General features: G+C 66.1%; 22 protein-coding genes and 1 tRNA gene. 10 read left to right on the plus strand and 13 right to left on the minus strand.

Annotated elements, in window-relative coordinates; genetic code table 11:
- Positions 1-149: 149 nt before the first annotated feature.
- The 3 genes from QWL29_RS12145 to QWL29_RS12155 are packed head-to-tail and all read left to right on the plus strand — an operon-like array spanning position 150 to position 2,724.
- Complete coding sequence (locus QWL29_RS12145; protein ID WP_305823152.1) at positions 150-1,652, plus strand: pilus assembly protein TadE; 1,503 nt, start codon at positions 150-152, stop codon at positions 1,650-1,652.
- On the plus strand, positions 1,649-2,122 hold the full coding sequence (locus QWL29_RS12150) for a TadE family protein (protein WP_305823153.1): 474 nt from the start codon (positions 1,649-1,651) through the stop codon (positions 2,120-2,122). Before QWL29_RS12145 ends, QWL29_RS12150 begins: the two co-directional genes overlap by 4 nt.
- A gap of 2 nt (positions 2,123-2,124) precedes the next feature.
- Positions 2,125-2,724, plus strand: coding sequence for a TadE/TadG family type IV pilus assembly protein (locus tag QWL29_RS12155; protein WP_305823154.1), 600 nt, complete (start codon positions 2,125-2,127; stop codon positions 2,722-2,724).
- A 113-nt stretch (positions 2,725-2,837) separates the two neighbouring features.
- Here the strand turns inward: QWL29_RS12155 and QWL29_RS12160 are convergent, their stop codons facing one another.
- Positions 2,838-5,066, minus strand: a complete 2,229-nt coding sequence (locus QWL29_RS12160) for an NADP-dependent malic enzyme (RefSeq protein WP_305823155.1) — start codon at positions 5,064-5,066, stop codon at positions 2,838-2,840.
- A gap of 353 nt (positions 5,067-5,419) precedes the next feature.
- Positions 5,420-5,860, minus strand: a complete 441-nt coding sequence (locus QWL29_RS12165) for a hypothetical protein (protein WP_305823156.1) — start codon at positions 5,858-5,860, stop codon at positions 5,420-5,422.
- Here QWL29_RS12165 and QWL29_RS12170 point away from each other — a divergent pair.
- The gene (locus tag QWL29_RS12170; RefSeq protein WP_305823157.1) at positions 5,859-6,107 is read left to right on the plus strand and encodes a hypothetical protein; all 249 of its coding nucleotides are present in this window, start codon (positions 5,859-5,861) and stop codon (positions 6,105-6,107) included. The two genes, QWL29_RS12165 and QWL29_RS12170, sit on opposite strands and share 2 nt — an antisense overlap.
- Positions 6,108-6,111: 4 nt before the next feature.
- Here QWL29_RS12170 and QWL29_RS12175 read toward each other — a convergent pair.
- From QWL29_RS12175 to QWL29_RS12190, 4 genes are all read right to left on the minus strand, one after another.
- Positions 6,112-6,186 (minus strand) — tRNA-Val (locus QWL29_RS12175).
- A 39-nt stretch (positions 6,187-6,225) separates the two neighbouring features.
- Complete coding sequence (gene dnaQ, locus QWL29_RS12180) at positions 6,226-6,933, minus strand: DNA polymerase III subunit epsilon (RefSeq protein ID WP_305823158.1); 708 nt, start codon at positions 6,931-6,933, stop codon at positions 6,226-6,228.
- Positions 6,934-7,000: 67 nt separating this feature from the next.
- On the minus strand, positions 7,001-7,438 hold the full coding sequence (gene rnhA / locus QWL29_RS12185; protein ID WP_229435473.1) for a ribonuclease HI: 438 nt from the start codon (positions 7,436-7,438) through the stop codon (positions 7,001-7,003).
- Between the two features lie 88 nt (positions 7,439-7,526).
- Entirely contained in the window at positions 7,527-8,300 is a 774-nt protein-coding gene (locus tag QWL29_RS12190) for a class I SAM-dependent methyltransferase (protein ID WP_305823159.1), read from the minus strand.
- A gap of 20 nt (positions 8,301-8,320) precedes the next feature.
- Here QWL29_RS12190 and gloB point away from each other — a divergent pair, with 20 nt between their 5' ends.
- Positions 8,321-9,145, plus strand: a complete 825-nt coding sequence (gene gloB, locus QWL29_RS12195) for a hydroxyacylglutathione hydrolase (RefSeq protein ID WP_305823160.1) — start codon at positions 8,321-8,323, stop codon at positions 9,143-9,145.
- Between the two features lie 63 nt (positions 9,146-9,208).
- On the opposite strand, the gene aceB is transcribed toward gloB, so the two are convergent.
- Positions 9,209-10,798 carry a malate synthase A gene (gene aceB, locus QWL29_RS12200; RefSeq protein WP_305823161.1) on the minus strand — a complete coding sequence of 530 codons (1,590 nt, stop codon included), beginning with the start codon at positions 10,796-10,798 and terminating at the stop codon, positions 9,209-9,211.
- A gap of 182 nt (positions 10,799-10,980) precedes the next feature.
- Between aceB and QWL29_RS12205 the strand changes: the two genes are divergently transcribed.
- The gene (locus QWL29_RS12205; RefSeq protein WP_305823162.1) at positions 10,981-11,883 is read left to right on the plus strand and encodes a LysR family transcriptional regulator; all 903 of its coding nucleotides are present in this window, start codon (positions 10,981-10,983) and stop codon (positions 11,881-11,883) included.
- Positions 11,884-11,987: 104 nt separating this feature from the next.
- Here the strand turns inward: QWL29_RS12205 and QWL29_RS12210 are convergent, their stop codons facing one another.
- From QWL29_RS12210 to QWL29_RS12225, 4 genes are all read right to left on the minus strand, one after another.
- Complete coding sequence (locus tag QWL29_RS12210) at positions 11,988-12,191, minus strand: cold-shock protein (protein WP_182988379.1); 204 nt, start codon at positions 12,189-12,191, stop codon at positions 11,988-11,990.
- 290 nt (positions 12,192-12,481) lie between these two features.
- On the minus strand, positions 12,482-12,862 hold the full coding sequence (locus QWL29_RS12215) for an Hpt domain-containing protein (RefSeq protein ID WP_305823163.1): 381 nt from the start codon (positions 12,860-12,862) through the stop codon (positions 12,482-12,484).
- 4 nt (positions 12,863-12,866) lie between these two features.
- Positions 12,867-13,517, minus strand: a complete 651-nt coding sequence (upp, locus tag QWL29_RS12220) for a uracil phosphoribosyltransferase (protein WP_305823164.1) — start codon at positions 13,515-13,517, stop codon at positions 12,867-12,869.
- Positions 13,518-13,658: 141 nt separating this feature from the next.
- Positions 13,659-15,335, minus strand: coding sequence for an isovaleryl-CoA dehydrogenase (locus QWL29_RS12225; RefSeq protein ID WP_305823165.1), 1,677 nt, complete (start codon positions 15,333-15,335; stop codon positions 13,659-13,661).
- A gap of 337 nt (positions 15,336-15,672) precedes the next feature.
- Here QWL29_RS12225 and QWL29_RS12230 point away from each other — a divergent pair, with 337 nt between their 5' ends.
- Together QWL29_RS12230 and QWL29_RS12235 are read left to right on the plus strand one after the other, a co-directional pair.
- Positions 15,673-17,451: a putative bifunctional diguanylate cyclase/phosphodiesterase gene (locus QWL29_RS12230; RefSeq protein ID WP_305823166.1), complete on the plus strand. Its 1,779-nt coding sequence runs from the start codon at positions 15,673-15,675 to the stop codon at positions 17,449-17,451.
- Positions 17,448-18,956, plus strand: a complete 1,509-nt coding sequence (locus tag QWL29_RS12235; protein WP_305823167.1) for an HDOD domain-containing protein — start codon at positions 17,448-17,450, stop codon at positions 18,954-18,956. The genes QWL29_RS12230 and QWL29_RS12235 overlap by 4 nt, the downstream gene beginning before the upstream one ends.
- A gap of 27 nt (positions 18,957-18,983) precedes the next feature.
- On the opposite strand, the gene aroC is transcribed toward QWL29_RS12235, so the two are convergent.
- Positions 18,984-20,075, minus strand: coding sequence for a chorismate synthase (gene aroC, locus QWL29_RS12240; protein ID WP_305823168.1), 1,092 nt, complete (start codon positions 20,073-20,075; stop codon positions 18,984-18,986).
- Positions 20,076-20,292: 217 nt separating this feature from the next.
- On the opposite strand from aroC, the gene QWL29_RS12245 reads away from it, so the two are divergent.
- Positions 20,293-22,560: a putative bifunctional diguanylate cyclase/phosphodiesterase gene (locus tag QWL29_RS12245; RefSeq protein WP_305823169.1), complete on the plus strand. Its 2,268-nt coding sequence runs from the start codon at positions 20,293-20,295 to the stop codon at positions 22,558-22,560.
- 300 nt (positions 22,561-22,860) lie between these two features.
- Here the strand turns inward: QWL29_RS12245 and QWL29_RS12250 are convergent, their stop codons facing one another.
- Positions 22,861-23,313, minus strand: a complete 453-nt coding sequence (locus QWL29_RS12250; protein WP_229435461.1) for a CBS domain-containing protein — start codon at positions 23,311-23,313, stop codon at positions 22,861-22,863.
- A gap of 198 nt (positions 23,314-23,511) precedes the next feature.
- Between QWL29_RS12250 and QWL29_RS12255 the strand changes: the two genes are divergently transcribed.
- Positions 23,512-24,822 (plus strand): O-acetylhomoserine aminocarboxypropyltransferase, encoded by a 1,311-nt coding sequence (locus QWL29_RS12255; RefSeq protein ID WP_305823170.1) that lies wholly within the window; start codon positions 23,512-23,514, stop codon positions 24,820-24,822.

Raw genomic sequence — 24,822 nt, forward strand, 5'->3', positions numbered from 1 at the left:
TCCGGGTCGAACCGGTGCAGCCCCGTACGGGCGTTGCATCCAGGCCGCGCAGCGCGTGGAAGTTGCCAGCAATCAATAGTTCGCCAGATAGCGGCACTACAATGCACGGTGATGTTGCTGTCCGCCGCTTCCGATCGAAAGGCAACCGTATGCGCGTCTACCGGATCACAGAACAGGTCGCCAAACCGCGCCGCCGCGTGCGCGGCCTGCCGGCCCGGCGCCAGCGCGGGGCGTTCGCCGTGATGTTTGCAGGCACGCTGCTCCTGATGCTGGGCATCTGCGCCGTCGCCCTCGACCTCGGCCCCATCTACAACCGCAAGGCGGAGCTGCACGCGATGGCCAAGGCGACGGCGCTGGCGGCGGCGGGCCAGCTCGACGGCTCCGCAGCCGGCGTCAGCGCCGCATTGGCCCGGGCAGCGGCGACCGCCGAAACCTACAAATACAGCTACCGGTACAACTTCGTCTGGTCGGACGCCGCGATCCGTTTCAGTACCAGCTCCGCGCGCTCGGGCAACTGGATCGATGCCGAAACCGCGCGCGGCCGGCCCGCCGGACTGTACTACGTCGAAGTCGATACCAGCATGCTCACCGACGGTTCGGATAGCGGCGACACCATGCTGATGGGCGCCCTGTTTTCCGCGTCTCCGACGTTCACGGTCAGCGACCGCGCGGTGGCCGGGCGCTCGAACCTGCGCATCACGCCGTTCGCCGTCTGTGCGATGTCGCCGGACGCGGCGCAAGGGCGCCCGAAGGCGGCGCCGCTGGCGTCGCAGGAACTGGTGGAGTTCGGATTCCGCCGTGGCGTGAACTACGACCTGATGCAGCTGAGCCCCTCCGGCGCCACGCCGGAAAATTTCATCGTCGATCCGATCGCGGCGCCGGGCCAGGCGTATGCGAGCACGAACACGTCGCTGGAGAACGTCGGCCCCTTCGTCTGTTCCGGCAAGGTCTGGACGCCAAGCGTGATGGGCGGCAGCATCCACGTCACCCGCCCCTTCCCGCTCGCCGACCTGTACCGCCAGCTGAATTCGCGCTTCGACGAATACGAGGGCAATGTATGCGACCCGCATGGCGCACCGCCGGATTTCAACATCCTCCCGTTTGCGTTCGATACGCTCAAGTTCATGGACAAGCCTGGGTCCCAGTCTGCGGCGGTGTACACCAAGAACAGCCGGCTCGAGACCATCGCCGATCCGGACCCCAACCTGGCCACGAATACCGCCCCGATGTACGGCGTGCTGTGGAGCTATGCGAAAGCGGCCAAGTTTTCGGCCTACAAACCGAATGCCGCCGAGCCGGCCAACGGCTGGGCCACCTTTGCGACGGGCGACTGGGCCACGCTGTACCCGCCGAGCACCAAGCCGGCGTCCTACCCGGGAAGCGGGTCGACCACGCCCTATGGGGCGACCGCCGGCGACAATTACAAGGCCCCGTCCGACGCCAACCTGTTGCTGTCGCAGGCCGGGCGCCGGGTCCTGAACATTCCGCTGCTCGCATGCCCGGTCCCCACCGGCACGGACGTCCAGGCCACGGTCAGGGGCATCGGCCGCTTTTTCATGACTGTCCAGGCAAGCCAGACCAGCCTGCATGCCGAGTTTGCCGGCCTCGTACCCGAGTCCGCCCTGACTGGCCAAGTGGAGCTTTACCCATGATCCGATATTCCGGCTTTCCCCGGCGCAAACAAAACGGGGCCAGTGCAGTCGAACTGGCGCTGATCCTGCCGATCCTGGTTGCCATGACGAGCGCTCCCCTGTTCGTGGCAATCTTTTATTGGCACTACACCGCGGCCCAGAAAGCCGCCTACGATGCCGCGCGCTACCTGTCGACCATCTCGGAGGCCGAGATGCGCAGGCCGGTCCTGGCGCTGGCGGCGCGGGACACCGCTGCCGCAATCGTGAATGCGGAAATCGCCGAGCTCGGGTTTCGCAACGCCCCCGCGAAAATTACCTTCGTTTGCGGCGCGGCCAACTATTGCGATGGCATCGTAAGTCAGGCCTTGCCGCCGACGATCACGGTCGGTGTCCATCTGGTAGTCAGGGATACCCTGTTCAACCAGATCGACACCGGCGAATTTGGCTGGTCAATCACCGGCACCGCAACTGTGCGCTATACTGGGAAATAGGCATGCGCCCGCTTTTTTTCAACAACACCTCGCGGCGCCAGCGTGGCGTTGCCGCAGTCGAATTCGCGCTGCTGGTCGGCGTCTTCTTCAGCTTCCTCGTCGGCGTCATCGAACTCTCGCGCGCCATGTATGTCTACCAGACGCTGCAGGAGGTCACGCGCCGCGCCGCCAGCGCCGCCGCACATGCCGACTTCAACAATGCCGACCAGCTCGACCGGATTCGCCAGTATGCCGTCCTGCGCTCCACGCCCGGCGAATTGCCGCTCGGCGCCCCGGTGACCGACCAGCACGTCCGCATCGAATACCTGGCCCTGCTGCGCAATGCAGCCGGCCAACTGGCCATGACCCCGATCGCGCGCGATGCCTTGCCCGCCACTCCCGCACTGAACCGGCAGGTCTGCAACCTCAACCCGAACTCCCCGTCCTGCATCCGTTTCGTGCAGGTGCAGATTTGCGATCCCGACAGTACCGCCAACTGCGGCCGGGTCCCCTACCAGTTGATGCTGCCCCTGATCAGTTTCGACTTGTTCCTGCCGCGGGCGACGACGATCTCGGTCGCCGAGTCGCTCGGTTACGAGCCCGGGCAAGCGCCGAATCGGTGAGTTCCGCGTTGCCACCCGGCATCGATCGCTCATGAAAAAAGCCCATCAGGCCAGCCTGATGGGCTTTTTTTGCACCGGCTGCCGGCCGCGGCATGCGGCCACGCCAGCCGCCGTCAGCGCACCCCGGCCACGGCCAGCGCCGTCATGTTGACGATGCGGCGCACGGTCGCGCTCGGGCTCAGGATGTGCACGGCCTTGGCCGCACCCAGCAGGATCGGGCCGACGGTCACGCCCTTGCCGGCCGCTACCTTCAGCACGTTGAACAGGATGTTGGCCGCATCCAGCGACGGCATCACCAGCAGGTTGGCGCTGCCGGCAAATCCACCTGCGCCGCTCCCGGTTTCGCCAGCCGGCTGGTACAGGCGCCGGATCTCTTCCGACAGCGCGGCGTCGCCGTGCACTTCGCCGATCAGGGCCAGTTCCGGTGCGCTGTGCGCCAGCAGCTCGCGCGCTTCGCGCATCTTGCGCGCCGACGGCCGCTCGGACGAGCCGAAGATCGAATGCGACAGCAGCGCCGCCTTCGGCTCCAGCCCGAAGTGGCGTAGCTCGGTCGCAGCCAGGCGCGTGATGTCGGCCAGCTCCTGGGCCGACGGGTTGTCGTTGACGTAGGTGTCGGTGATGAACAGGGTCATCTTGTCGAGCACCAGGGCGTTCATCGCCGCCAGCGCGCCGGCGCCGGGTGCGGTGCCGATCTCGTTGCGCACGTGTTCCAGGTGGCTGTCGTAGCTGCCCTGCATGCCGCAGATCAGCGCGTCGACCACGCCCGATTTCAGCATCTGCGTACCCTGCAGCGTGGCGTCGCCGCTCGCATCGAGCTCGGCCAGCTCGTAGTCGACATCGCGCTGCAGGCGCAGGCCGGCAGCCTTGATGGCTTGCGCCACCGCGTCGGCGGCGCCGATCAGCACCGGCCGGCCCAGGCCCTCGTCGACCACGGTCTGCACGGCGCGCAGCACGCGGGGATCAAGACCCTCGGCATAGGCGACACGGCGCACGGCGGCCTTGGCCTTGGCGAACACCGGCTTCATGAAGAAACCGGTGTGGTAGATCATCTCGCCCAGGCGCGCGCGGTAGGCGTCCATGTCGTCGATCGGGCGCGCGGCCACGCCGGAGTCGGCCGCGGCTTGCGCAACCGCCGGCGCGATGGCGGCCATCAGGCGCGGATCGAAGGGTTTCGGGATGATGTAGTCGGGGCCGAACGTCAGGTCCTGGCCGGCATACGCTTCGGCCACGGTGTCGTTGGCTTCGGCCTCGGCCAGGCGCGCGATGGCGCCGACGCAGGCCAGCTTCATCTCGTCGGTGATGCGCGTGGCGCCGCAGTCGAGCGCACCGCGGAAAATATACGGGAAGCACAGCACGTTGTTCACCTGGTTCGGGTAGTCCGAACGGCCGGTGGCGACGATGCAGTCCGGGCGCACGGCCTTCGCCACTTCCGGACGGATTTCCGGTTCCGGATTCGCCAAGGCCAGGATCACCGGCTTCGGCGCCATGGTCTTGACCATCTCGGCGGTGAGCACGCCGGCGGTCGAGCAGCCGAGGAAGACGTCGGCGTCGACCATGATGTCGGCCAGGGTGCGGGCATCGGTCGCCTGCGCGTAGCGCGCCTTGTTGGCTTCCATGTTGGCTTCGCGGCCCTGCCAGATCACGCCCTTCGAGTCGGTGACCCAGATGTGTTCCTGCTTCACGCCCAGGCTCACCATCATGTCGAGGCAGGCAATCGCCGCGGCGCCGGCGCCCGAGGCCGCCAGCTTGATGGCGCCGATGTCCTTGCCGACCACCTTCAGGGCGTTCAGCAGGGCCGCGCTGGAGATGATCGCGGTGCCGTGCTGGTCGTCATGGAAGACCGGGATGTTCATGCGCTCGCGCAGCTTCTTCTCGATGTAGAAGCACTCGGGCGCCTTGATGTCCTCGAGGTTGATGCCGCCCACGGTCGGCTCGAGCATCGCGATGGCGTCGACCAGTTTATCCGGATCGTTTTCCGCCAGTTCCAGGTCGAACACGTCGACGCCGGCAAATTTCTTGAACAGGCAGCCTTTGCCTTCCATGACTGGCTTCGAGGCCAGCGGGCCGATGTTGCCCAGGCCGAGCACGGCGGTGCCGTTGGTGATGACGGCGACGAGGTTGCCGCGCGACGTGTAGTCGGCGGCCATGGCCGGGTCGGCGGCGATTTCCTCGCAGGCATAGGCCACGCCCGGCGAATACGCCAGGGACAGGTCGCGCTGGTTGGACAGGGGTTTGGTGGCGACCACCTCGATCTTGCCCCGCACCGGCGAGCGGTGGTATTCGAGCGCGTCGGCGCGCAACTGGGAATCGTCGGAGTCGCTGAAATTGCTGTTACTGCTCATGGTTCTTCCTAAAATAATGTGGCATTCCGATTTCGAATCTACCTGCTGGGCGCCACGCCAGCACCGGCGAACACATGCGCCGGTCGGACGGTCAGACAAGATGTTACCTCATGGGGCGATAATAGGCCGGCAAGACGCACATTTCGACCGCCAGCGTCGTGCGTTCGCGGTCACGGGAGCCCGCAAGCCGGGGCGGAAGCCATGGCGCCTTATCGGGCCGACGCCTGCAGGATGGCCTTGATGCGCTCCAGATGCTGCGCCGCGACTACGCGGCCATGCCTGGACGCCTGCATCGCCATGTGCCAGTGCGCCAGCGCCCGCTGCAATTGGTCCTTGCCTTCGGCAGCGTTTATCTAGCGCACGACATCGGCGGCCAGCAAGCCGAGAAAACGTTCGGCGGTAGCGATCATGGTGGCCCTGGCCTGGGCCAGATGGACTGGCGCGGCCGCCGCGAGCGCAGCATCGACGGATACGGCCGGGGCCGGGAGTGGTTCGGCCGGAGGCAAGGCCGCTGCCGGGGCTAGCTCCGCAGTCGCGGCTCCCCGGTCGGACGGCAACGTCAACGCACGAATCAACTCCAGCTTGTCGAGCCGCTCGAGAATCGGCGCCAGCACCGTCATCGGCAGCAATTCGGACAAGGCGGCGCAGGGTTTCTGTCCATCGAGGATGATCAGGATGCTGCGCTCGCGTGCGCCCAGCATGGCGCTGCGGTGCGCGACCTCCGCCCTGCCCTTGCCGGTCTTGGCATAGATGCGCTCTGGCGGCAGCAAGGAACTGAGAGATGCGTCGAACATGGACGACCTGCGAATTGCGATGTTAATAATTCTACAAAGCAATTATTACCAGATTGTTGCAGCTGCCTGGACGCGTAGCGGGATAGCCGGATGCAAAATGGTGGAAGCTGTTACACGCCATGCGCCGACTACCGCTGCATCGACAGGTGATCGATATGGCAAGACTGCGGTCGTCGACATCGTCTCACCGCGGATCGGCCCAGAAATGCAAAAAGCCCATCAACCGAAGCTGATGGGCTTTTCTTGAATTCTGGTGGGAAGTGCAAGTTTCGAACTTGCGACCCCTGCAGTGTGAATGCAGTGCTCTACCCCTGAGCTAACCTCCCTGACAACGAGGAGTATTATGCCAAAAACTTTCTCCAACGTCAAACTATCGGCGAATATTTTCTCCAAACACATTCGCCTTTCACACCTTTGTCGAGTCCGGCCAGCAGTTCCTCGTGATGCGCCATCTCGTCGGCGCTGGCCTGAACGACGATGATCTCGCCCAGCGGCACCGCGTCGAGCAGCATGCCGCCGCCGGTGTCCTCGACCTCGACATCCATCGACAGCGAATTCTGGCCGCGCGTCATCGACAGGTAGACGTCGGCCAGCAGTTCCGAGTCGAGCAGTGCGCCGTGCAGCTTGCGGTGCGCGTTCGAGACGCCGTAGCGGTCGCACAGCGCATCGAGCGAGTTGCGCTTGCCCGGATGCATTTCCTTGGCGAAGACCAGGGTATCGATCACCGGGCCGCAGTAGTCGACGAAGGGTTTCAGTCCGAGCCGCTGGAATTCGTGGTTCAGGAAGCCCAAATCGAAGGGCGCGTTGTGGATGATGATTTCCGCGCCCTCGATGTAGGCGCGCAGATCCTCGGCGATTTCATGGAACTTCGGCTTGTCGCTCAGGAACTCGGTGGTCAAGCCATGGACCGCGAGCGCGGCCTCGTCGGACTCGCGCTCGGGATTGATGTATTGGTGAAAATTGTTGCCGGTCAGGGTGCGGTTGACCAGCTCGACGCAGCCGATTTCAATGACGCGGTCGCCGGTGCGGGGGTTCAGGCCTGTGGTTTCGGTATCGAGGACGATCTGGCGCATGGGAGGACTAAATGATGAGTTGAAGCAAGGCGGCAGTATAACGCAAGCTGCCTCCCCGCCATGGCGCTCAACGCTTGACGGTCGCCGCGCCGCGGTTGGCCAGCACGTCGGCGCGCTCGTTGCCCGGATGGCCGTTGTGGCCGCGCACCCAGCGCCATTCGACGGTGTGCTGCTGCTGGGCCAGGTCGAGCGCCTTCCACAAATCGTCGTTCTTGACCGGCTCCTTGGCCGCGGTTTTCCAGCCGCGCGCCTTCCAGCCGTGGATCCATTCCGAGATGCCCTTTTGCACGTACTGGCTGTCGGTATGCAGCACCACGTCGCAGGGACGGTTCAGCGTGCTCAGCGCCTCGATCACCGCTTTTAATTCCATGCGGTTGTTGGTCGTGTTCGGCTCGCCGCCGAAGATTTCCTTTTCATGGCCATCGGCGGTCAGGAGCGCGCCCCAGCCACCGGTGCCGGGATTGCCCTTGCAGGCGCCATCGGTAAAAATTTCCACTTTCGTCATGCTGGCTTTCTTTATTTCCGGTTTATTTCCTGCTTATTTCCTGCTTATTTCCTGCTTATTTCCTGCTTATTTTCTGCTTATTTTCTGCTTATTTTCTGTTCGTTGCCGGCACCGCCTGCGGCGCCCGGCTCGACTTCTTGTTCCACGCCGGCCCGATCAGGTGCATGCCTTTCACGCGCTTGATGGCATGCACGATGTAGACGGCGCCGAGATAGGGCCACCAGCGCCCGCCTGCCCCTTCCATCATGGCGAAACGGTCGAGCCACTTGGCGGATCGGAACGGTGGCGCGTAGCAGCCGAAATGGCTGCCGCCCACGCTGAGATTCAACAATTTTAACCAGTCTTTCATGCGGGGCATAGAAATGAATTCCCCCGCCGCCGGCAGGTAGCCGTGGCTGCCCAGGCGCTGCAGGCCCTGGCGCATGCCCCACATGCTGGCCGGATTGAAGCCGCAGATGATCACCTGTCCTTCCGGGATCAGCACGCGCTCGACTTCGCGCAGCACCTGGTGCGGCTCGGCTGCGAACTCGAGCACGTGCGGCAGCACGACCAGGTCCAGGCTTTGCGAGGCGAATGGGAGCTCGGCGAAATCGAGAGCCACCGCGATCTGCTTGCCGCCGGCGGCGAACGCGAGTTCGTCGGCGGTCGAGGTGCGCGTCGCGGCCTGCCATTTGTTCGGCATGCGGCTGGCGGCCAGGGCGTCGATCTGCGGCACGCCGATCTGGACCGCGTTGTAGCCGAAGATGTCGGCGGTCAGCTCGTCGAGGCAGGCTTGCTCGAAGGCGCGCACGTAGGCGCCGGCCGGCGAAAGCAGCCATTCGTCGAGCGCTATAATGGATTTTTCGGAAGCAGCGCTATCCATGCCTACCCTCATCTGACACCATGCCCAATTTCCAAGCAAACGCCGCCAACGGCGCACCACGCGATGATTTGAGTGTCCTGACCGTGCCCGCGTTCCAGGATAATTATCTTTGGCTGATCCATGACGGCGCGCACGCGGCCGTGGTCGACCCGGGCGACGCCGCGCCCATCCTGGCGGCCCTGGCCGAACATGGCCTGGCCCTCACCGCCATTCTACTCACCCATCACCATGCTGACCATATCGGCGGCGTGCCGGCGCTGCTGGCGCGCTTTCCGGTTCCGGTGTACGGGCCGCGAAACGACGGCATTGCCGAAGTCACGCATCCGCTGGCGGAAGGCGACCGCGTCGCCTTGCCGGAACTCGGCCTGGAGCTCGTTGTGTTCGACGTGCCCGGCCATACACTGGGCCATATCGCCTATGTACGGAGCACGCCTGGCCTGCACTGGCTGTTCTGCGGCGACACCCTGTTTGCCGGCGGTTGCGGCCGTCTGTTCGAGGGCACGCCCGAGCAAATGGCCGCCTCGCTGGAGAAACTGGCCGACCTGCCCGAGGACACCGAGGTGTACTGCGCGCATGAGTACACGCTGTCGAACCTGCGTTTTGCGCAAGCGGTCGAACCCGGCAACGAAGCGCTGGCGCTGCGCATGAAGGACGAAAGCGCCAAGCGCGCGCTCGACTTGCCGACGGTGCCGACCAGCATCGGCCTGGAGCGCCGCACGAATCCTTTCCTGCGCTACCGCGAGGCCGAGATCGTGGGCGAACTGGTGAAAGCCGGCAAGCTGAGCGATGGCGCAAGCCCGGTGCAGGCCTTTGCCGCGCTGCGCGAGTGGAAGAACGTGTTCTGAGCTTGATGTAAAAAAGCCGCCTTGCGCACAGCGCCGGGCGGCTTTTCAGGCTTCAACGAAGGATCAGATTTCTTCGTACAGCGGCAGCGTCAGGAACTCCGCGAACTGTTCCGACGTCGACATTTCCTCGAAGATGACTGCCGCCCGTGCATAGCTCGGGTTGTCGCCGTTCGGCGCCGCCTGTTTCGCCTTGGCCAATTCCTCTGGAATCATGGCGCGCACCATCTCGGCGGTGACCTTGCGGCCGTCTTCCAGCACGCCCTTCGGCGAGCGGATCCACTGCCACACCTGGGAGCGGCTGATCTCGGCCGTGGCCGCGTCTTCCATCAGGTTGTGGATCGGCACGCAGCCATTGCCGGCCAGCCAGGCGCCCAGGTAGTGGATGCCGACATTGATGTTGTAGCGCAAGCCCTCTTCGGTGATCGGCGCTTCCGGCTTGAAGTCGAGCAGTTGCTCGGCCGTGACTTCGACGTCGGGACGCTGTTTGTCGATCTGGTTCGGCTTGTCGCCCAGCACCTTGGTGAATTCGGTCATGGCCAACTCGACCAGGCCCGGGTGGGCAACCCAGCCGCCGTCGTAGCCATCGGTGGCGTCACGCGCCTTGTCGTTGCGCACGCCGCCCATGGCGATGTCGTTCTTCGCCGGATCGTTCTTGATCGGGATCAGCGCCGCCATGCCGCCGATCGCCGGCGCACCGCGCTTGTGGCAAGTCTTCAGCAGCAGCAGCGCATAGGCGCGCATGAAGGGCGAGGTCATCGTCACCTTCGGACGGTCGGCCAGGCAGAAATCCTTGTCCAGCTTGAACTTCTTGATGCACGAGAAGATGTAGTCCCAGCGCCCCGCGTTCAGGCCGGCGCTGTGTTCGCGCAGTTCGTACAGGATTTCGTCCATCTCGAAGGCGGCCAGGATGGTCTCGATCAGCACGGTCGCCTTGACCGTACCGCGCGGCAGGCCCAGCGCTTCCTGGGTGGCGATGAAGATGTCGTTCCACAGGCGCGCCTCCAGGTGCGACTCCATCTTCGGCAGGTAGAAATAAGGCCCGGCGCCGTGCGCCAGCTGTTCCTTTGCATTGTGGAACATGAACAGGGCGAAGTCGAAGATGCCGCCGGAGATGCGCTTGCCGTCGACCAGCACGTGCTTTTCGTCGAGGTGCCAGCCGCGCGGGCGCACGACCAGGGTCGCCACCTTGTCGTTCAGCTTGTAGGATTTGCCGTTCTGCTCAAGCGAGATCGTGCGGCGCACGGCGTCACGCATGTTGATCTGGCCGGTGATCTGGTTGTCCCAGTTCGGCGCATTCGAATCCTCGAAATCGGTCATGTAGCTGTCGGCGCCCGAGTTCAGGGCGTTGATCACCATCTTGCGCTCGACCGGGCCGGTGATTTCCACGCGGCGGCATGCCAGTGCCTGCGGGATCGGGTCGATCTTCCAGTCGCCCTCGCGGATGTGCGCCGTTTCGGGCAGGAAGTCGGGGCGCTCGCCGGCGTCCAGGCGTTGCGCGCGTTCGACGCGGGCGGCCAGCAATTCCTGGCGGCGCGGCTCGAACTGGCGCGTCAGCCGGGCCACCAGTTCCAATGCCTCGGGCGTCAGGATCTGTTCGTAGCCAGGCCCGATGGTGGCGCGGATCTCCATGCCGGATGGGGTTGCGATCGTCATGCTCGTACTCCTCGATGTGATTGAATGCCGGTGCAGCCAGGCCGGCAGGATAGCGCGATCCCGGCCGGCTTGGCGTTTGTCATAGCATCAAGTATATTCAACTCGAAGTCATCAAACGATACATTTATTCATATCATCTGTGCGTTTTAGTCACAGATAAGGTCACGGGTAAAAGCGCGCGCATGGGAAAATTCAGGGAAATCAACACCTTCGCCGAAGTGGTGGCGCGCGGCAGTTTATCGGCGGCGGCGCGGGCCGAGGGCATTGCGCCGGCCATGATCGGGCGCCGGCTCGACGCACTCGAAGCGCGCCTGGGCGTGAAACTCCTGCAGCGCACCACGCGCCGCCTGGCCCTGACCGACGAGGGCGCCGCCTTCCTGGAAGACTGCCAGCGCATCCTGGCCGAGCTGGAAGAAGCGGAGAGCGCGGTATCGGAACGGAGCGCCCATGCCAAGGGCCACCTGCTGGTATCGGCCCCGGCCGGTTTCGGGCGCCAGCACGTGGCGCCGCTGCTGCCCTCCTTCCTGGCCGAGCACCGCGATCTCACCGTCAACCTGAACCTGAACGACCGCGTGGTCGACGTGGTCGGCGAAGGCGTCGACGTGGCGATCCGCATCGCCAGCCTGGGCGACTCCAGCCTGGTCGGGGTGAAACTGGCCGACAACCAGCGCGTGGTGGTGGCGGCGCCGGGCTACCTGAAGCGCCACGGCAAGCCGCAATCGCTGGCCGATTTGGCGCGCCACAATTGCCTGGCGATCAGCAGCGAAGGCAGCCAGCGCGGCTGGACCTTCCGTGAAGGCGGCAAGACGGTGACCCTGAAAGTGGCCGGCAACATGGTCTGCAACGATGGCGCCGTGCTGCACGAATGGGCGCTCGGCGGCCGGGGCCTGGCCTGGCGTTCGATGTGGGAAGTGGCCGCGCAGATCGAGGCGGGCCAGCTGGTGACGGTGCTCGACGACTTCGCCGCGCCGGGAAACGACATCCATGCCGTATTCGCCCAACGGCGGCACCTGCCGCTGCGCGTGCGCGTTTTCGTCGATTTTCTACGCCGGACTTATGCGCAGCCGGATTATTGGCGCCGCTGAGCGGATAAAACCGCCGGAAATAACGGAACAACTACCCAACGATAAACCATCAGGCGAAAAAAAATCCCCGGCACGCCGAGGATTTTTTCATCGTAAATCAGCGATTAGATCGGCTGAATGTTCGATGCTTGTTTGCCCTTAGGACCCGAGGTCACGTCGAACGAGACGCGCTGGTTCTCTTGCAGGGACTTGAAGCCTTGGCTCTGGATAGCCGAGAAGTGAGCGAACAGATCTTCGCCGCCTTCGTCAGGGGTGATGAAGCCGAAACCCTTGGAGTCATTGAACCATTTAACGATGCCAGTTGCCATTACAATTTCCTATTTCAGTTAAGTGGGCTTACGCCCGTTTATGATCGTTTGAAGTAGCAAGAAAGAAATGACAGACAGACTGCACTACTAGCTCGAACCCAACGATCCCGTATTATACCGAATAAAACACCGCTTACACATATTTCGCAAAATAAAAAAGAAATCGCGTAACAATGCCTGAAACCAACTTTCAGGCTGAGCGGTATTTGATTCGGCAGTAAAGAGAATATAGGACAACGAAGGGTAGCAAGTTTGCGGTGGATCAAACGACTCGGCGTAGCAATTTTGAATTACAGCAAGGGCGAAAAGGCGGCGTGATGGTAACGCGGCGATGGCGCCTGCAAACCTGCTGCGACGAAGCGGTCCAGCGTCCCCAGCCAGGCGCTCCAGTCGTCGGCGCCGACGGCATCAAAAGCGCACAGCACGCGCAGGCGCTGCTCGAGGGCGCGTGCGCCGTGCCCGAGTTCGCGGAAACCGAAAGTCACGGCCGCACCCGCCAGGGTGTGCAGCAGCGATTGCAGTTCCGCCACCAGCGCTGGGGCCGGGGCCTCGGGCAGCAATTCGCCGCGCGCGGCCGACAGCTGGGCCAGCGTGGCCGGCAGCCCGGCGCGGAAGCGCGCGTCCGCTGCCGTCAGGCGCGCGAAGAAGGCGGCGTCGACGAGCCCGGCCATGCCTTTACTTGGTGCCGAAGATGCGGTCGCCGGCGTCGCCCAGGCCCGGCACGATGTAGGCGTGCGCATCCAGGTGCGAGTCGAGCGAGGCCACGTAGACCTTGACGTTCGGGTGGGCGTCCTGCACCACCGTCACGCCTTCGGGCGCCGCCACCAGGGCCAGGAACAAAATCTGCTCATCGGCCACGCCGCGTTTCTTGAGGACGTCGATCGCGTGCACCGCCGAGTTGCCGGTCGCTACCATCGGGTCGCACAGGATGAAGGTGCGCTCGGTGGTGTCCGGCAGGCGCACCAGGTACTCGACCGGCTCGTGGGTTTCGGGGTCGCGGAACACGCCGATGTGGCCCACGCGCGCCGACGGCACCAGTTCCAGCAGGCCGTCGCTCATGCCGATGCCGGCGCGCAGGATCGGCACGATCGCCAGCTTCTTGCCGGCAATCACGGGTGCGTCGATCGTCACCAGCGGGGTTTGCACCGGACGCGTGGTCAGCGGCAGGTCGCGCGTAATCTCGTAGCCCATCAGCAGCGTGATTTCCTTGAGCAGCTCGCGGAAGGTGCGGGTCGAGGTGTCGTGCTCGCGCATGTGCGACAGCTTGTGCTGGATCAGCGGGTGATTCAGGATGTAGAGACTGGGGAAGCGCGGGTCTTGTTTCATTATCGACATATCTTTGTTCGGTGACGGGCCCGCCGGAAGTGCAGGCACGGCGGCCACAGGAGCGTATAAACCCGCCATTATCCCAGTGCGGCGCGAGTTTGTCCCGACTTGATGTAGAAATTTCTATTTAGCTAAGCAGCTTTAGTGGAGGAGCGCACGCGCCAGGATGGCCTCGAAGTCCAGCCCCGCAGGCAGGCGCCCGAAGGCGCCGCCGACATCCTGCGCGATGCGCGAGGCGACAAACGCCTCGGCCACGAACGGCGGCGCGTGTCGCAGCAGCAGCGCGCCCTGCACCGCGATCACCAGTTGCTCGGCGACCCGGCGCCCGTCCGCCTCGCCGGCGTTGGCCAGGGCCGCGAGCAGGCGCGCCACGTAGGCGGCGAAGCGCGGATCGAGCGCCGCAGCCGGCGCCAGCTCGCTTTCCAGCGCCGCGCGCGACTCCTGCGGATTCTTGCCGAGCGCGCGCAGCACGTCCAGGCACATCACGTTACCCGAGCCTTCCCAGATCGAATTCACCGGGAACTCGCGGTACAGGCGTGCCAGCGGACCATCTTCCACGTAGCCGTTGCCGCCCATGACCTCCATTGCCTCCGCACCCAGCATCGGGCCGCGCTTGCAGATCCAGTACTTGCCGGCCGGCGTCAGCAGGCGCCCGAGCGCACTTTCCAAGGGATCGTCCGGGTGGTCGAAGCAGCGCGCCAGGCGCAGCGCGAAAGCGGTGGCCGCTTCCGATTCGATGGCGAGATCGGCCAGCACGTTCTGCATCAGCGGCTGGCTCGCGAGCGATTTCCCGAAGGCGGCGCGCCCGCGTGCATGGTGCAGGGCGTGGCAGAGTGCGGCGCGCATGATGCCGGCGGTGCCGACCACGCAGTCCAGGCGCGTGTGGCTGCCCATTTCGAGGATGGTCGGGATGCCGCGTCCGATGGCGCCGACCAGCCAGCCGACGGCGTCGCAGAACTCGACTTCCGAGGACGCGTTCGAGCGGTTGCCGAGCTTGTCCTTCAGGCGCTGCACGCGGATCGCGTTGCGGCTGCCATCTGGCAGCCAGCGCGGCACGAAGAAGCAGGAGAGACCGGCGCTCCCGCCGTCGCCGGCCTGGGCCAGCACCAGGTGGGCGTCGCATTGCGGCGCCGAGAAGAACCATTTGTGGCCGACGATGCGCCAGGCGCCCTCGCCATCCTCTCCAAAGCGCTCGCGCGCTTCAAGCGGCGCCATCTCGACGGCGCGCGTGGTATTGGCGCGCACGTCGGTGCCGCCCTGCTTCTCGGTCATGCCCATACCAACCAGGGCGCCGCGCTTCTGCTCCACCGGCAGCGAACGCGGGTCGTATTCGCGCGACAGGATCTTCGGCAGCCATTTGGCCGCGATATGCGGGGCGCGGCGCAGCGCCGGCACCGAGGCATAGGTCATCGTCACCGGGCACTGGGCGCCGTTCTCGACCTGGCCGAACAGCAGGTAGGCCGCGGCGCGCGCCACCTGGGCGCCCGGGCGCGGGTCAAGCCAGGGCGCGCTGTGGGCGCCGGCGCCGATCAGCAGCGCCATCAATTCGTGCCAGGCCGGGTGGAATTCGACTTCGTCGATGCGGCGCCCGCCGCGGTCGAAGTTCACCAGGCGCGGACCGTTGGCGTTCGCCACCCGCGCCAGGTCGAGGATCTCGGCGCGGCCCAGGCGCGCGCCCAGTGCGTCGAGCTCGTCCGCGGCCCAGCCGGCGCCTTCGCGCGCCAGGGCTTCGCGCAGCGCCGGGTCGCAGCGCAGCAGGTTGACGTCGCCGAACGGCGGCGCCTGGTTGAACACCTCATGCGTATCGAATGAATTCATGCCATTCCCCTGCGTGCCGCGAAAAGCTGGTGTAAAGTGTTGCAGTGAAGCATCATTTTCGATGGCAATGCTGCCTCTGCGTGTCGGTAATCGGTGCCACTCCCCGCGCTTGCGGGTATGGTTAACGATTCGGCAAGAGGCTAGCGCAAAGTACACAATTCGGCAAGGCGCCCCTGCTGTAGCGCAAAGGGCGCGCAAACATCCCCCGGCAATTGTGAATTTTGATGCCTGTTGGAATGGTTCGGTGATAAAGTCTCCCGTGGTTTGATAAACTTGCACGCTTGCACCTGTTGCGGGTGCTGCTCATGTAAGCCGAGAATAAGGCAGAAATTCAACAATGCGCTCCAGTTCCTCCGCCTTGCCGTTCGATCCGCCGCGTCCGATCCAGGCGCGAAGCGGCTTCGACAGCCTGATGGAGGCGGCGGGCGACGTTGTGTTCCGGGTCGCGCCTTCGAGCCGGATCCGCCTCGCCAGCCGCCGCGCCCAGCGCCTCGTCGGCTCCGGCATTCCCCTCGAAGGCCAGCTGCTGACCGCCATCGTCTCTGAATTCGACCATGCCGCCCTGCGCACCGCCTTTGTCGACGTGCAGGCGGCGGCCGAACCGGTACTGGTGCGCACGCGCCTGCGCTGCGGCGAACCCGGCGCCGAGCGCGAGACCTGGTTCGAGCTGCGCATCGCCGTCTGCGAGGGCGAGGACCAGCGCGAGGACGAGGACGGCGGCGCAGCCCTGCTGGTGGTCGGGCGCGACATGAGCGCCCAGTACGCCACCGAGGAGCGGCTGCGCCACATGGCCACCCACGACGCCCTCACCGAACTGCCGAACCGCCTGCTGCTGGCCGACCGCATCCGCATGGTGGTGGCCAACGCGCGCCGCTCGGGCCAGGGCTTCGCGCTGGCGACCGTCGGCCTGGACGGCTTCAAGAAGGTCAACGACGGCGTCGGCCATCCGGTCGGCGACGCGGTGCTGCGCCAGGCCGGACTGCGCCTGCGCAAGGCCCTGCGCGACAGCGACACCCTGGCGCGCATCGGCGGCGACGAGTTCGTCGCGGTCCTGCCCGGCACTGCCAGCGCGGCCCAGATCAAGCTCGTCACCGGACGCCTGCTGGCCACCCTGCAGTCGCCGTTCGAGGCCAACGGCCACACCATCTATCTCGGCGCCTCGATCGGCGTGGCCCTGTATCCGCAGCACGCCGAGGACGACAACGGCCTGCTGGCCCTGGCCGACGCCGCCCTCTCGCGCGCCAAGGAAAGCGGCAAGGGCCGCGCCGTGGTCTACAGCGCGCGCGAACAGGGACCGCCGCAGCACGACATCTCGCTCGAAGCGGCGATGTTCAACGCCGTGCGCGAAGGCGAGTTCCTGCTCTACTACCAGCCCATCGTCGACGCCCGCACCCGCTGCATCGAGGGCTTCGAGACCCTGATGCGCTGGAAGCATCCGACCCTGGGCATGGTGCCGCCGGCGCGCTTCATCCCGATCGCCGAGACCAACGGCCTGATCACGCTGCTCGGGGCCTGGGCCCTGAAGGCGGCCTGCGCCCAGATCCGCCATTTCGAGGAAGCCGCCGGGCGCGATTTGTACATCTCGGTGAACATCAGCCCGCGCCAGTTCAGGAACGACAAGTTCCTCGACGTGCTCGACGAAGCGCTGGCGTTTTCCGGCACGCCCGGCGACAAGCTGGTGCTCGAGATCACCGAGGGCACGCTGATGGTCGACCCGCTGCACGCCGAGACCATCCTGACGCGCATGGCCGAACGGCGCGCGCGGATTGCCATCGACGACTTCGGCACCGGCTATTCCTCGCTGGCTTACCTGAAGCGCTTCCCGATCTCGGTATTGAAGGTGGACCGCGCTTTCGTGAAGGATTTGCCGGGCGCGCAGAAGGAAGCGGCGATCTGCAGCGCGGTGCTCGACATGGCGCGCCACCTCGATTTGTCGGTGGTGGCCGAAGGCGTCGAGACCGAGGAGCAGCTGGCCTGGCTCGAATCGCGCGACTGCCGCTACATCCAGGGCTACCTGACCGGCAAGCCGATGCCGGCCCACATCGCGATCGCCGCCCTGCAGGACAACCAGCTGACGGCGCCGGCGCCGTCCGAACCACAGGGAGGCAGGCAATGACCCTGACTACGCAAGCGCGCCCGGCCCCGATCAAGGCTCGTGGGCAGGCCACCCTGGACCTGCTCTGGGAACGCATCCGCCGCCAGGGCGACATGCCCGGCTTCACGCGCGCCATCAACGCCATCCTGGCCTCGATGCGCGGCGAGGACGAGCGCGAATTCTCGATGACGCAGACGGTGCTGTCGGACCCGGTCCTGACCCAGAAGGTGCTGCGCCTGGCGAACAGCGGCATGTACTCGGCCTTTGGCCAGCGCGTGAACACGGTCTCGAAAGCGGTGCTGGTGCTGGGCACGGAAGCCATCGGCCACCTGGCGCTGGGCCTGAAGCTGATCGAGGAGCTGGCGAAGAGCACCCCGGATTCGGCGGTCGCCCACGTCGAGATGGAAAAGGCGGTGCTGGCCGGAATGGTGGCCCAGCAGGTGGCCGCGCGCGCCGCCACCCGCGACCCGGAAGAAGCCGTGGTCTGCTCGATCCTGCATTCGCTGGGGCGGATGATGGTGACCTTCTACATGCCCGAGCGCTGGACCCAGCTGCAGGCGGCGGGCGGCGCAGGGGGCGAGGACAGCGCGGCGCCCGGCCTGCTCGGCCTGAGCCTGGAACAGATCGGCCGCGCCACCGCCGAGCACTGGGGCCTGCCGCGCAACCTGGTGGCCGGCATGCGCAGCGTCGAGCCGGGCGAGCGTGGCGACGCCTTCGGCCACGAGGACTGGCTGGCGGCGCTCGGCACCATGTCGACCCGCTGCGCCAACTCGTTGTGGAACGACGACGCCGCCGGCGCCGAGCAGGTGCGCGAACTGGCCGGCGCCTTTGCGCCGCTGCTGGGCGTGGACACCGAGCAGATCCTCGGCGCCGTCGACAAGGCCAGGCTGGAAGCGGCGAACGACCTGTCGATCGCGCCGCTGGCCAACGCCGCCGAGAAGCGCGCCAGGGTCGACGCCGTGCAACGCAAGCGCGAGGCCGGCAACCGCATCCTGATGAGCGGCGTGGCCGACATGCGCGACGCCGGCCCGAACGTCAGCGCCGGCCAGATGACGGCGATGGCGCTGGAAACCATGTTCAAGGGACTGTCGTTCACGCGTGCGTTTGCCTTCCTGCGCAACCGGCGCGAAGGCAAGTACCTGGCCAAGATGGGGCTGGGCGAAGGCGCCAGGGACCTGCTGCCGAACCTGGCCTTCGACGATGCCTACGAGGCCAACGTCTTCCACGCGGCCCTGGCCAGCGACCGCGTGATCTTCATCGAGAATGCGCGCGACCCGAAGTTCGCGGCCAAGCTGCCGCTCTGGTGGCGCGGTACGCTGGCGCAGGCGCGCTGCTTCGTGGTGGTCCCCCTGTGCATGCAGGGCCAGCCGGTCGGCTTCGTGTACGGCGACTGGGACGACACCTTCCCGTCGGTGCACCTGAGCCAGGGCGAGTTCGCGCTGCTGAACGATCTGCGCGCGCTGGTGGTGCGCACCGTCGAGCGGCGCGCGCATCCGGAAGTGGCCGCGGTCAGCGGCAGGGCGTAACCAAGCCGGCAATCACGACGCCAGCCATCAAATCCGCGGCGTCGCCACGCGCACGTCGCCGCACTGGGCGCGCCCCATCAGCGCGTGGTCGATCAGCACCAGCGCCAGCATCGCTTCGGCGATCGGGGTGGCGCGGATGCCGACGCAAGGATCGTGGCGGCCGAAGGTTTCCACGGTGGCCGGCTCGCCGGCCTTGTCGATCGAGCGGCGCGGGATGCGGATCGAGGAAGTCGGCTTGATCGCCAGCGACACCGTGATGTCCTGGCCGGTCGAGATCCCGCCCAGCACGCCGCCGGCATGGTTGCCGACGAAGCCCTCCGGCGTCAGTTCGTCGCCGTGCTCGGAGCCCTTTTGCGCCACCGAGGCGAAGCCGGCGCCGATCTCCACGCCCTTGACCGCATTAATCCCCATCATCGCGTAGGCGATGTCGGCGTCGAGCTTGTCGTAGATCGGCTGGCCCCAGCCGACCGGCACGCCGCGCGCCACCACGTCGATGCGCGCGCCGATCGAATCGCCGGCGCGGCGCAGCTCGTCCATCGCCGCTTCCATGCGCGCGATCAGGGCGGCGTCGCCGGTGGCGGCGAAGAAGGGATTGTTGGCCACGTGTTCCCAGCCCTCGAACGGCACCTCGATGTCGCCCAGGGCGCGCATGCAGCCCATGAACTCCACGCCATGGCGCTCGCGCAGCCACTTTTTGGCGATGGCGCCGGCGCCGACCACCGGCGCCGTCAGGCGCGCCGAGGAACGCCCGCCGCCGCGCGGATCGCGCACGCCGTACTTGTGCCAATAGGTGTAGTCGGCGTGGCCGGGACGGAAACTCTCGGCGATGTTGCCGTAGTCCTTGCTGCGCTGGTCCTCGTTCGGGATCAGCAGCGCGATCGGGGTGCCGGTGGTGACGCCTTCATACACGCCGGACAGGATCTGCACCCGGTCGCCTTCCTGGCGCTGGGTCACGTGGCGCGAAGTGCCGGGCTTGCGGCGGTCGAGCTCTGGCTGGATGTCGGCCTCGGACAGCGCCAGGCCCGGCGGACAGCCGTCGATGACGCAGCCGATCGCCGGACCGTGCGACTCGCCGAAGGTGGTAACGGAAAACAGCTTGCCGAAGGTATTGCCGGACATGGTATGCAAGATCGAGTGACGAGAAGACCATTCTACCAGTACCAGCGGTGCTGGAACGGCTTCCTGCCCCGCCGTCAAGACCGGTTTGCGTCCGAATACTGTTGCCTTGCAGAATTTATTTTTGTATCCACACAAGCAAGAGACGCCGATTCCAGACTTTTGCCGCTATACTTGGTCGCGATGAAATGCCGAGCCTAATCCTGGAGACGCAACAATAATGCCCGCATCGATTACGCCCGGAACCGGCTCCGACGCGCACGACGACCTGGTTTTTCTTGACGAAGCGCCGCTCGCGCCCCCTGCCGCGCAAGCTAGCCGCGCTACCTGGCGCATCCTGGTCGTGGACGACGACGCCGACGTGCATTCGACCACCATCTTTGCCCTGGCCAACCTCGAGGTCCAGGGCCGGCCGCTGGAATTCCTGCACGCCTATTCGGCGCACGAAGCACGCGCGCTGCTGGCGCGCGTGCCCGGCATCGCCGTGGTCCTGCTCGACGTGGTGATGGAGCAGCCCGACGCCGGCCTGCAGCTGGTACGCCACATCCGCGACACCCTCGGCCTGCAGGAAGTGCGCATCATCCTGCGCACCGGCCAGCCCGGCTACGCGCCCGAGATGGACGCCATCCGCGACCTCGACATCAACGACTACCGCACCAAGTCGGAACTCACCCGCACCAAGCTGTACACGGCGGTGGCGGCCGCGGTGCGCTGCTACCAACAATTACATACGCTTGCCGTAGGGCGCGTTGCGCTGGAGCGCATTGCGCGCGCCGGCGCCGAGCTGATGAACCTGCACGTGCCGCGCGATATCGCGCGTGCGGTGCTGAGCCACGCGGCGGCCGTGCTGCTGCAGGAGCCCGGCGGCGTGCTGTGCGTGAGCGACAACGGCGGCCTGCAGGTGCTGGGCGCGGCCGGCACCTGCATCGCATTCGAAGGCGGCGCCATGGGGCGTCACCCGGACCCTGAACTGCATGCCCTGGTGGCGCGCGCCCTGCGCGAACGCGCCAGCCAGCACACGCCCGAGCGCCTGGCGCTCTACTTCGCCGGCAAATCCGGACGCGACTTCGCCGCCGGCGTCTACCTGGCCGAACCGCTCACCGAGGGCCGCCGGCGCCTGCTCGACGTCTTCAGTAGCGTGGTGGCGGTCGGCGTCGACAACCTGGAACTGGTCGGGCGCCTGAACGACGCCGCCTTCTACGATGCCCTCACCGGCCTGCCGAACCGCGCCAGCCTGATCGAGCAGCTTGACGCCCGCCTGGCCGGCGCAAGAGGAGCGACAGCGGAAGCCCCGGGCGCGGCCGACGTTACGCTGGCCCTGGTCGATCTCGACCACTTCGCCGAAAGCAACGACGCCCTCGGCCACCAGTTCGGCGACATGCTGCTGATGGCCGTCGCCGGGCGCCTGCAGGCCAGCCTGGCCGGCCTGGCGCTGGCGCGCATCGGCGGCGACACCTTTGCCGTGCTGGGCGCAGATGAGGCCTGCACGCCGCAGGCCCTGCACGCGCTGTTCGCCCCGCCCTTCGCCATCGACGGCCAGGACGTGCGCGCCTCGGCCACCATGGGCCTGGTGCGCCTGCGCGAGCACGACGGCAGCGGCGCCGACGCCCTGAAGGACGCCGACATCGCCCTGAAGCGCGCCAAGACCCGCCAGCGCGGCGGCCACTTCTATTTTTCGCGCAGCATGGGCGTCGAGATCCGCGAACGGGTCGACCTGATGCACGCGCTGCGCAGCGGCTTCGGCCGCGGCGAACTGTTCCTCGATTACCAGCCGCAGATCGACCTGGCCAGCCGCCGCCCCTTCGGCGCCGAAGCCCTGCTGCGCTGGCGCACGGCCGACGGCCGCATGGTGCCGCCGGACCGCTTCATCCCGATTGCCGAAACCTCCGGCCTGATCGTCGAGATCGGCGCCTGGGTGCTGCGCGAAGCCTGCGCCGAACTGGTGCGCCTGCGCGCGGCCGGCCACCTGGCCTTCACGATGTCGGTGAACGTCTCGCAGGCGCAGTTCCGCCACCCGCAGTTCGTGGCGATGCTGCAGCGCGCCCTGGCCGAGACCGGCGCACCGCCCGCCTACGTGGAACTGGAGATCACCGAGTCGATGGCGATGGAAGACCCGCGCCACCTGGCCGAGATCCTGGGCGAGGTCAAGCGCACCGGGGTGTCGATCGCCATCGACGACTTCGGCACCGGCTTTTCCTCGCTCTCGCACCTGCAGCGCCTGCAGGTCGACCGCCTGAAGATCGACCGCGCCTTTGTCTCCGAGATCACCGGCTCGGCACGCGGCAGCAGCATTGCCGAGATGGTGATCCAGCTCGGGCGCAACCTGGGCCTGTCGGTGATCGCCGAAGGGGTCGAGGACGAGCGCCAGGCGCAGATCCTGTCCACGCTCGGCTGCCCGTTGGCGCAGGGCTTCCTGTTCTCGCGGCCGCTGTCGCCAGCGGCGCTGCGCGAATGGCTGGGCGCGCAGGTGCTGAACGACGCGGCTTGACGATAACCGGCGTTGGGCACGTCAGCGCATGGCGCGTGTGCCGGAGCCGATGGGCTCCGTAGGGCGGGCACTCGTGCCCACGCGGTACGCACGCTTCCGTAGTCCGCAGCAGCGAGGTATCGCCCGCAACGCCTGCAAACGGATACGAACGATGGCGTCACGGGCGTCGTTTGAATGTAGCGAGCGAACGATCACCGCCGCAGGTGCAAGGACGCGCACGTACCGCGTGGGCACGGAGTGCCCACCGTACGATCAAGGTTCCAGGCCGCAAGGGCAGTCCCGATATCCCTCTTGTGGGACTCAGTCCTCCGCCGCCTGCTCCGCCGGCCAATCCCGGATATACGCCTTCAGCATGCGGTTCTCGAAGCTCTGCGCTTCCAGCACCGCGCGCGCCACGTCGTAGAACGAGATCACGCCCAGCAGGGTCTTGGCGTTCATTACCGGCAGATAGCGCGCGTGCTTTTCGAGCATCATGCGCCGCACTTCGTTGACCTCGGTGTCCGGGGTGACGGTGATCGGGCTGTCGTCCATGTAGCGGCGCACGGTGCCGTTGCCGACCGAGCCGCCGTTTTCGTGCAGCACCTTGATGACTTCGCGGAAGGTCAGCATGCCGACCAGGTCGCCGTATTCCATCACCACCAGCGAGCCGATGTCCTTTTCCGACATCGTGTTCACCGCTTCGGCCAGCGGCATATCCGGCGTCACCGTGTACAGGATGTTGCCCTTGACCTGCAAAATCTCGGAGACTTTCATGCTAGCCACCCCCGCGTCAGATAAATTATTCACTGTAAATACTTTGATGAAAGACTGAGTTGAATGTAGCGCAAGCCTAGCAGAAAATCCAGTTTTCCGACAAAGACCGCTGCGGCGACGGCGGGGATGGGCACAGCTGGCCGATTCGATGCTAGGATTCTGCGCATAATTATTCGATCAACCAGACAAGAGACATCCATGAGCGGTCCACGATACCCCGGCTTCGACACGCTGTCGCTGCACGCCGGCGCGGCGCCCGACCCGGCCACCGGCGCGCGCGCCACCCCGATCCACTTCACCTCGTCCTTTGCCTTCCGCGATTCCGACCACGCCGCCTCGCTGTTCAACATGGAACGCAGCGGCCATGTGTACTCGCGCATCTCGAACCCGACCAACGCCGTGCTGGAAGAGCGCATCGCCGCGCTTGAGGGCGGCGTGGCCGGCCTCGCCACCGCCAGCGGCCAGGCCGCGATGCACCTGGGCCTGTCGACGATTGCCGGCGCCGGATCGCACATCGTGGCGTCAAGAGCGCTGTACGGCGGCTCGCACAATTTGCTGGCCTATACCCTGAAGCGCTTCGGCATCGAGACCACCTTCGTCGACCCGCGCAACCTCGACGCCTGGCGCGCCGCGATCCGCCCCGAGACCAAGATCCTGTTCGGCGAAACCCTGGGCAACCCGGGCCTGGACGTGCTCGACATCCCGCGCATCGCCGCCCTCGCCCACGAGCACGACTTGCCGCTGATGGTCGACGCCACCTTCACCACGCCCTGGCTGCTGCGCCCCTTCGATCTCGGCGCCGATCTGCTGTTCCACTCGGCCACCAAGTTCCTGTGCGGGCACGGCACCGCGATCGGCGGCCTGCTGGTCGATGGCGGCACCTTCGACTGGCAGGCCGCGCACGCGCGCAGCGGCCGCTACGCCGAACTGTGCGAGCCTTACGAGGGCTTCCACAGCATGGTGTTCGCCGAGGAGTCGACGGTCGGCGCCTTTGCCCTGCGCGCGCGGCGCGAAGGCCTGCGCGACTTCGGCGCGGTCATGAGTCCGCACAATGCCTTTGCCATCCTGCAGGGCATCGAGACCCTGGGCCTGCGCATGGAGCGCCACGTCGCCAACACGCGCCGCATCATCGCGTTTTTACTGGCGCATCCGATGGTCGAGTCGGTGTCGTATCCCGAGCTGGACACGCATCCGGATTACGAACTGGCCAAGACCTTGCTGCCGAAAGGCTGCGGCGCCGTCTTCACCTTCGCCTTGAGGGGCGACCGCGCCGCCGGCCGCCGCTTCGTCGACGGCCTGAAGGTGTTCTCGCACCTGGCCAACGTGGGCGACGCCAAGTCGCTGGTGATCCATCCTGCCTCGACCACCCACTTCCGCGTGCCCGCCGAGCAGCTGGCGGCCAGCGGCGTGAAGGAAGGCACGATGCGCCTGTCGGTCGGCCTGGAAGACCCGGACGATCTGATCGAGGACCTGGCGCGCGGCCTGAAGCTGGCCCAGAAAGGGGCCTGA

This window comes from Massilia brevitalea (assembly GCF_030711405.1).
Classification (GTDB): Bacteria; Pseudomonadota; Gammaproteobacteria; order Burkholderiales; family Burkholderiaceae_D; genus Telluria; species Telluria brevitalea.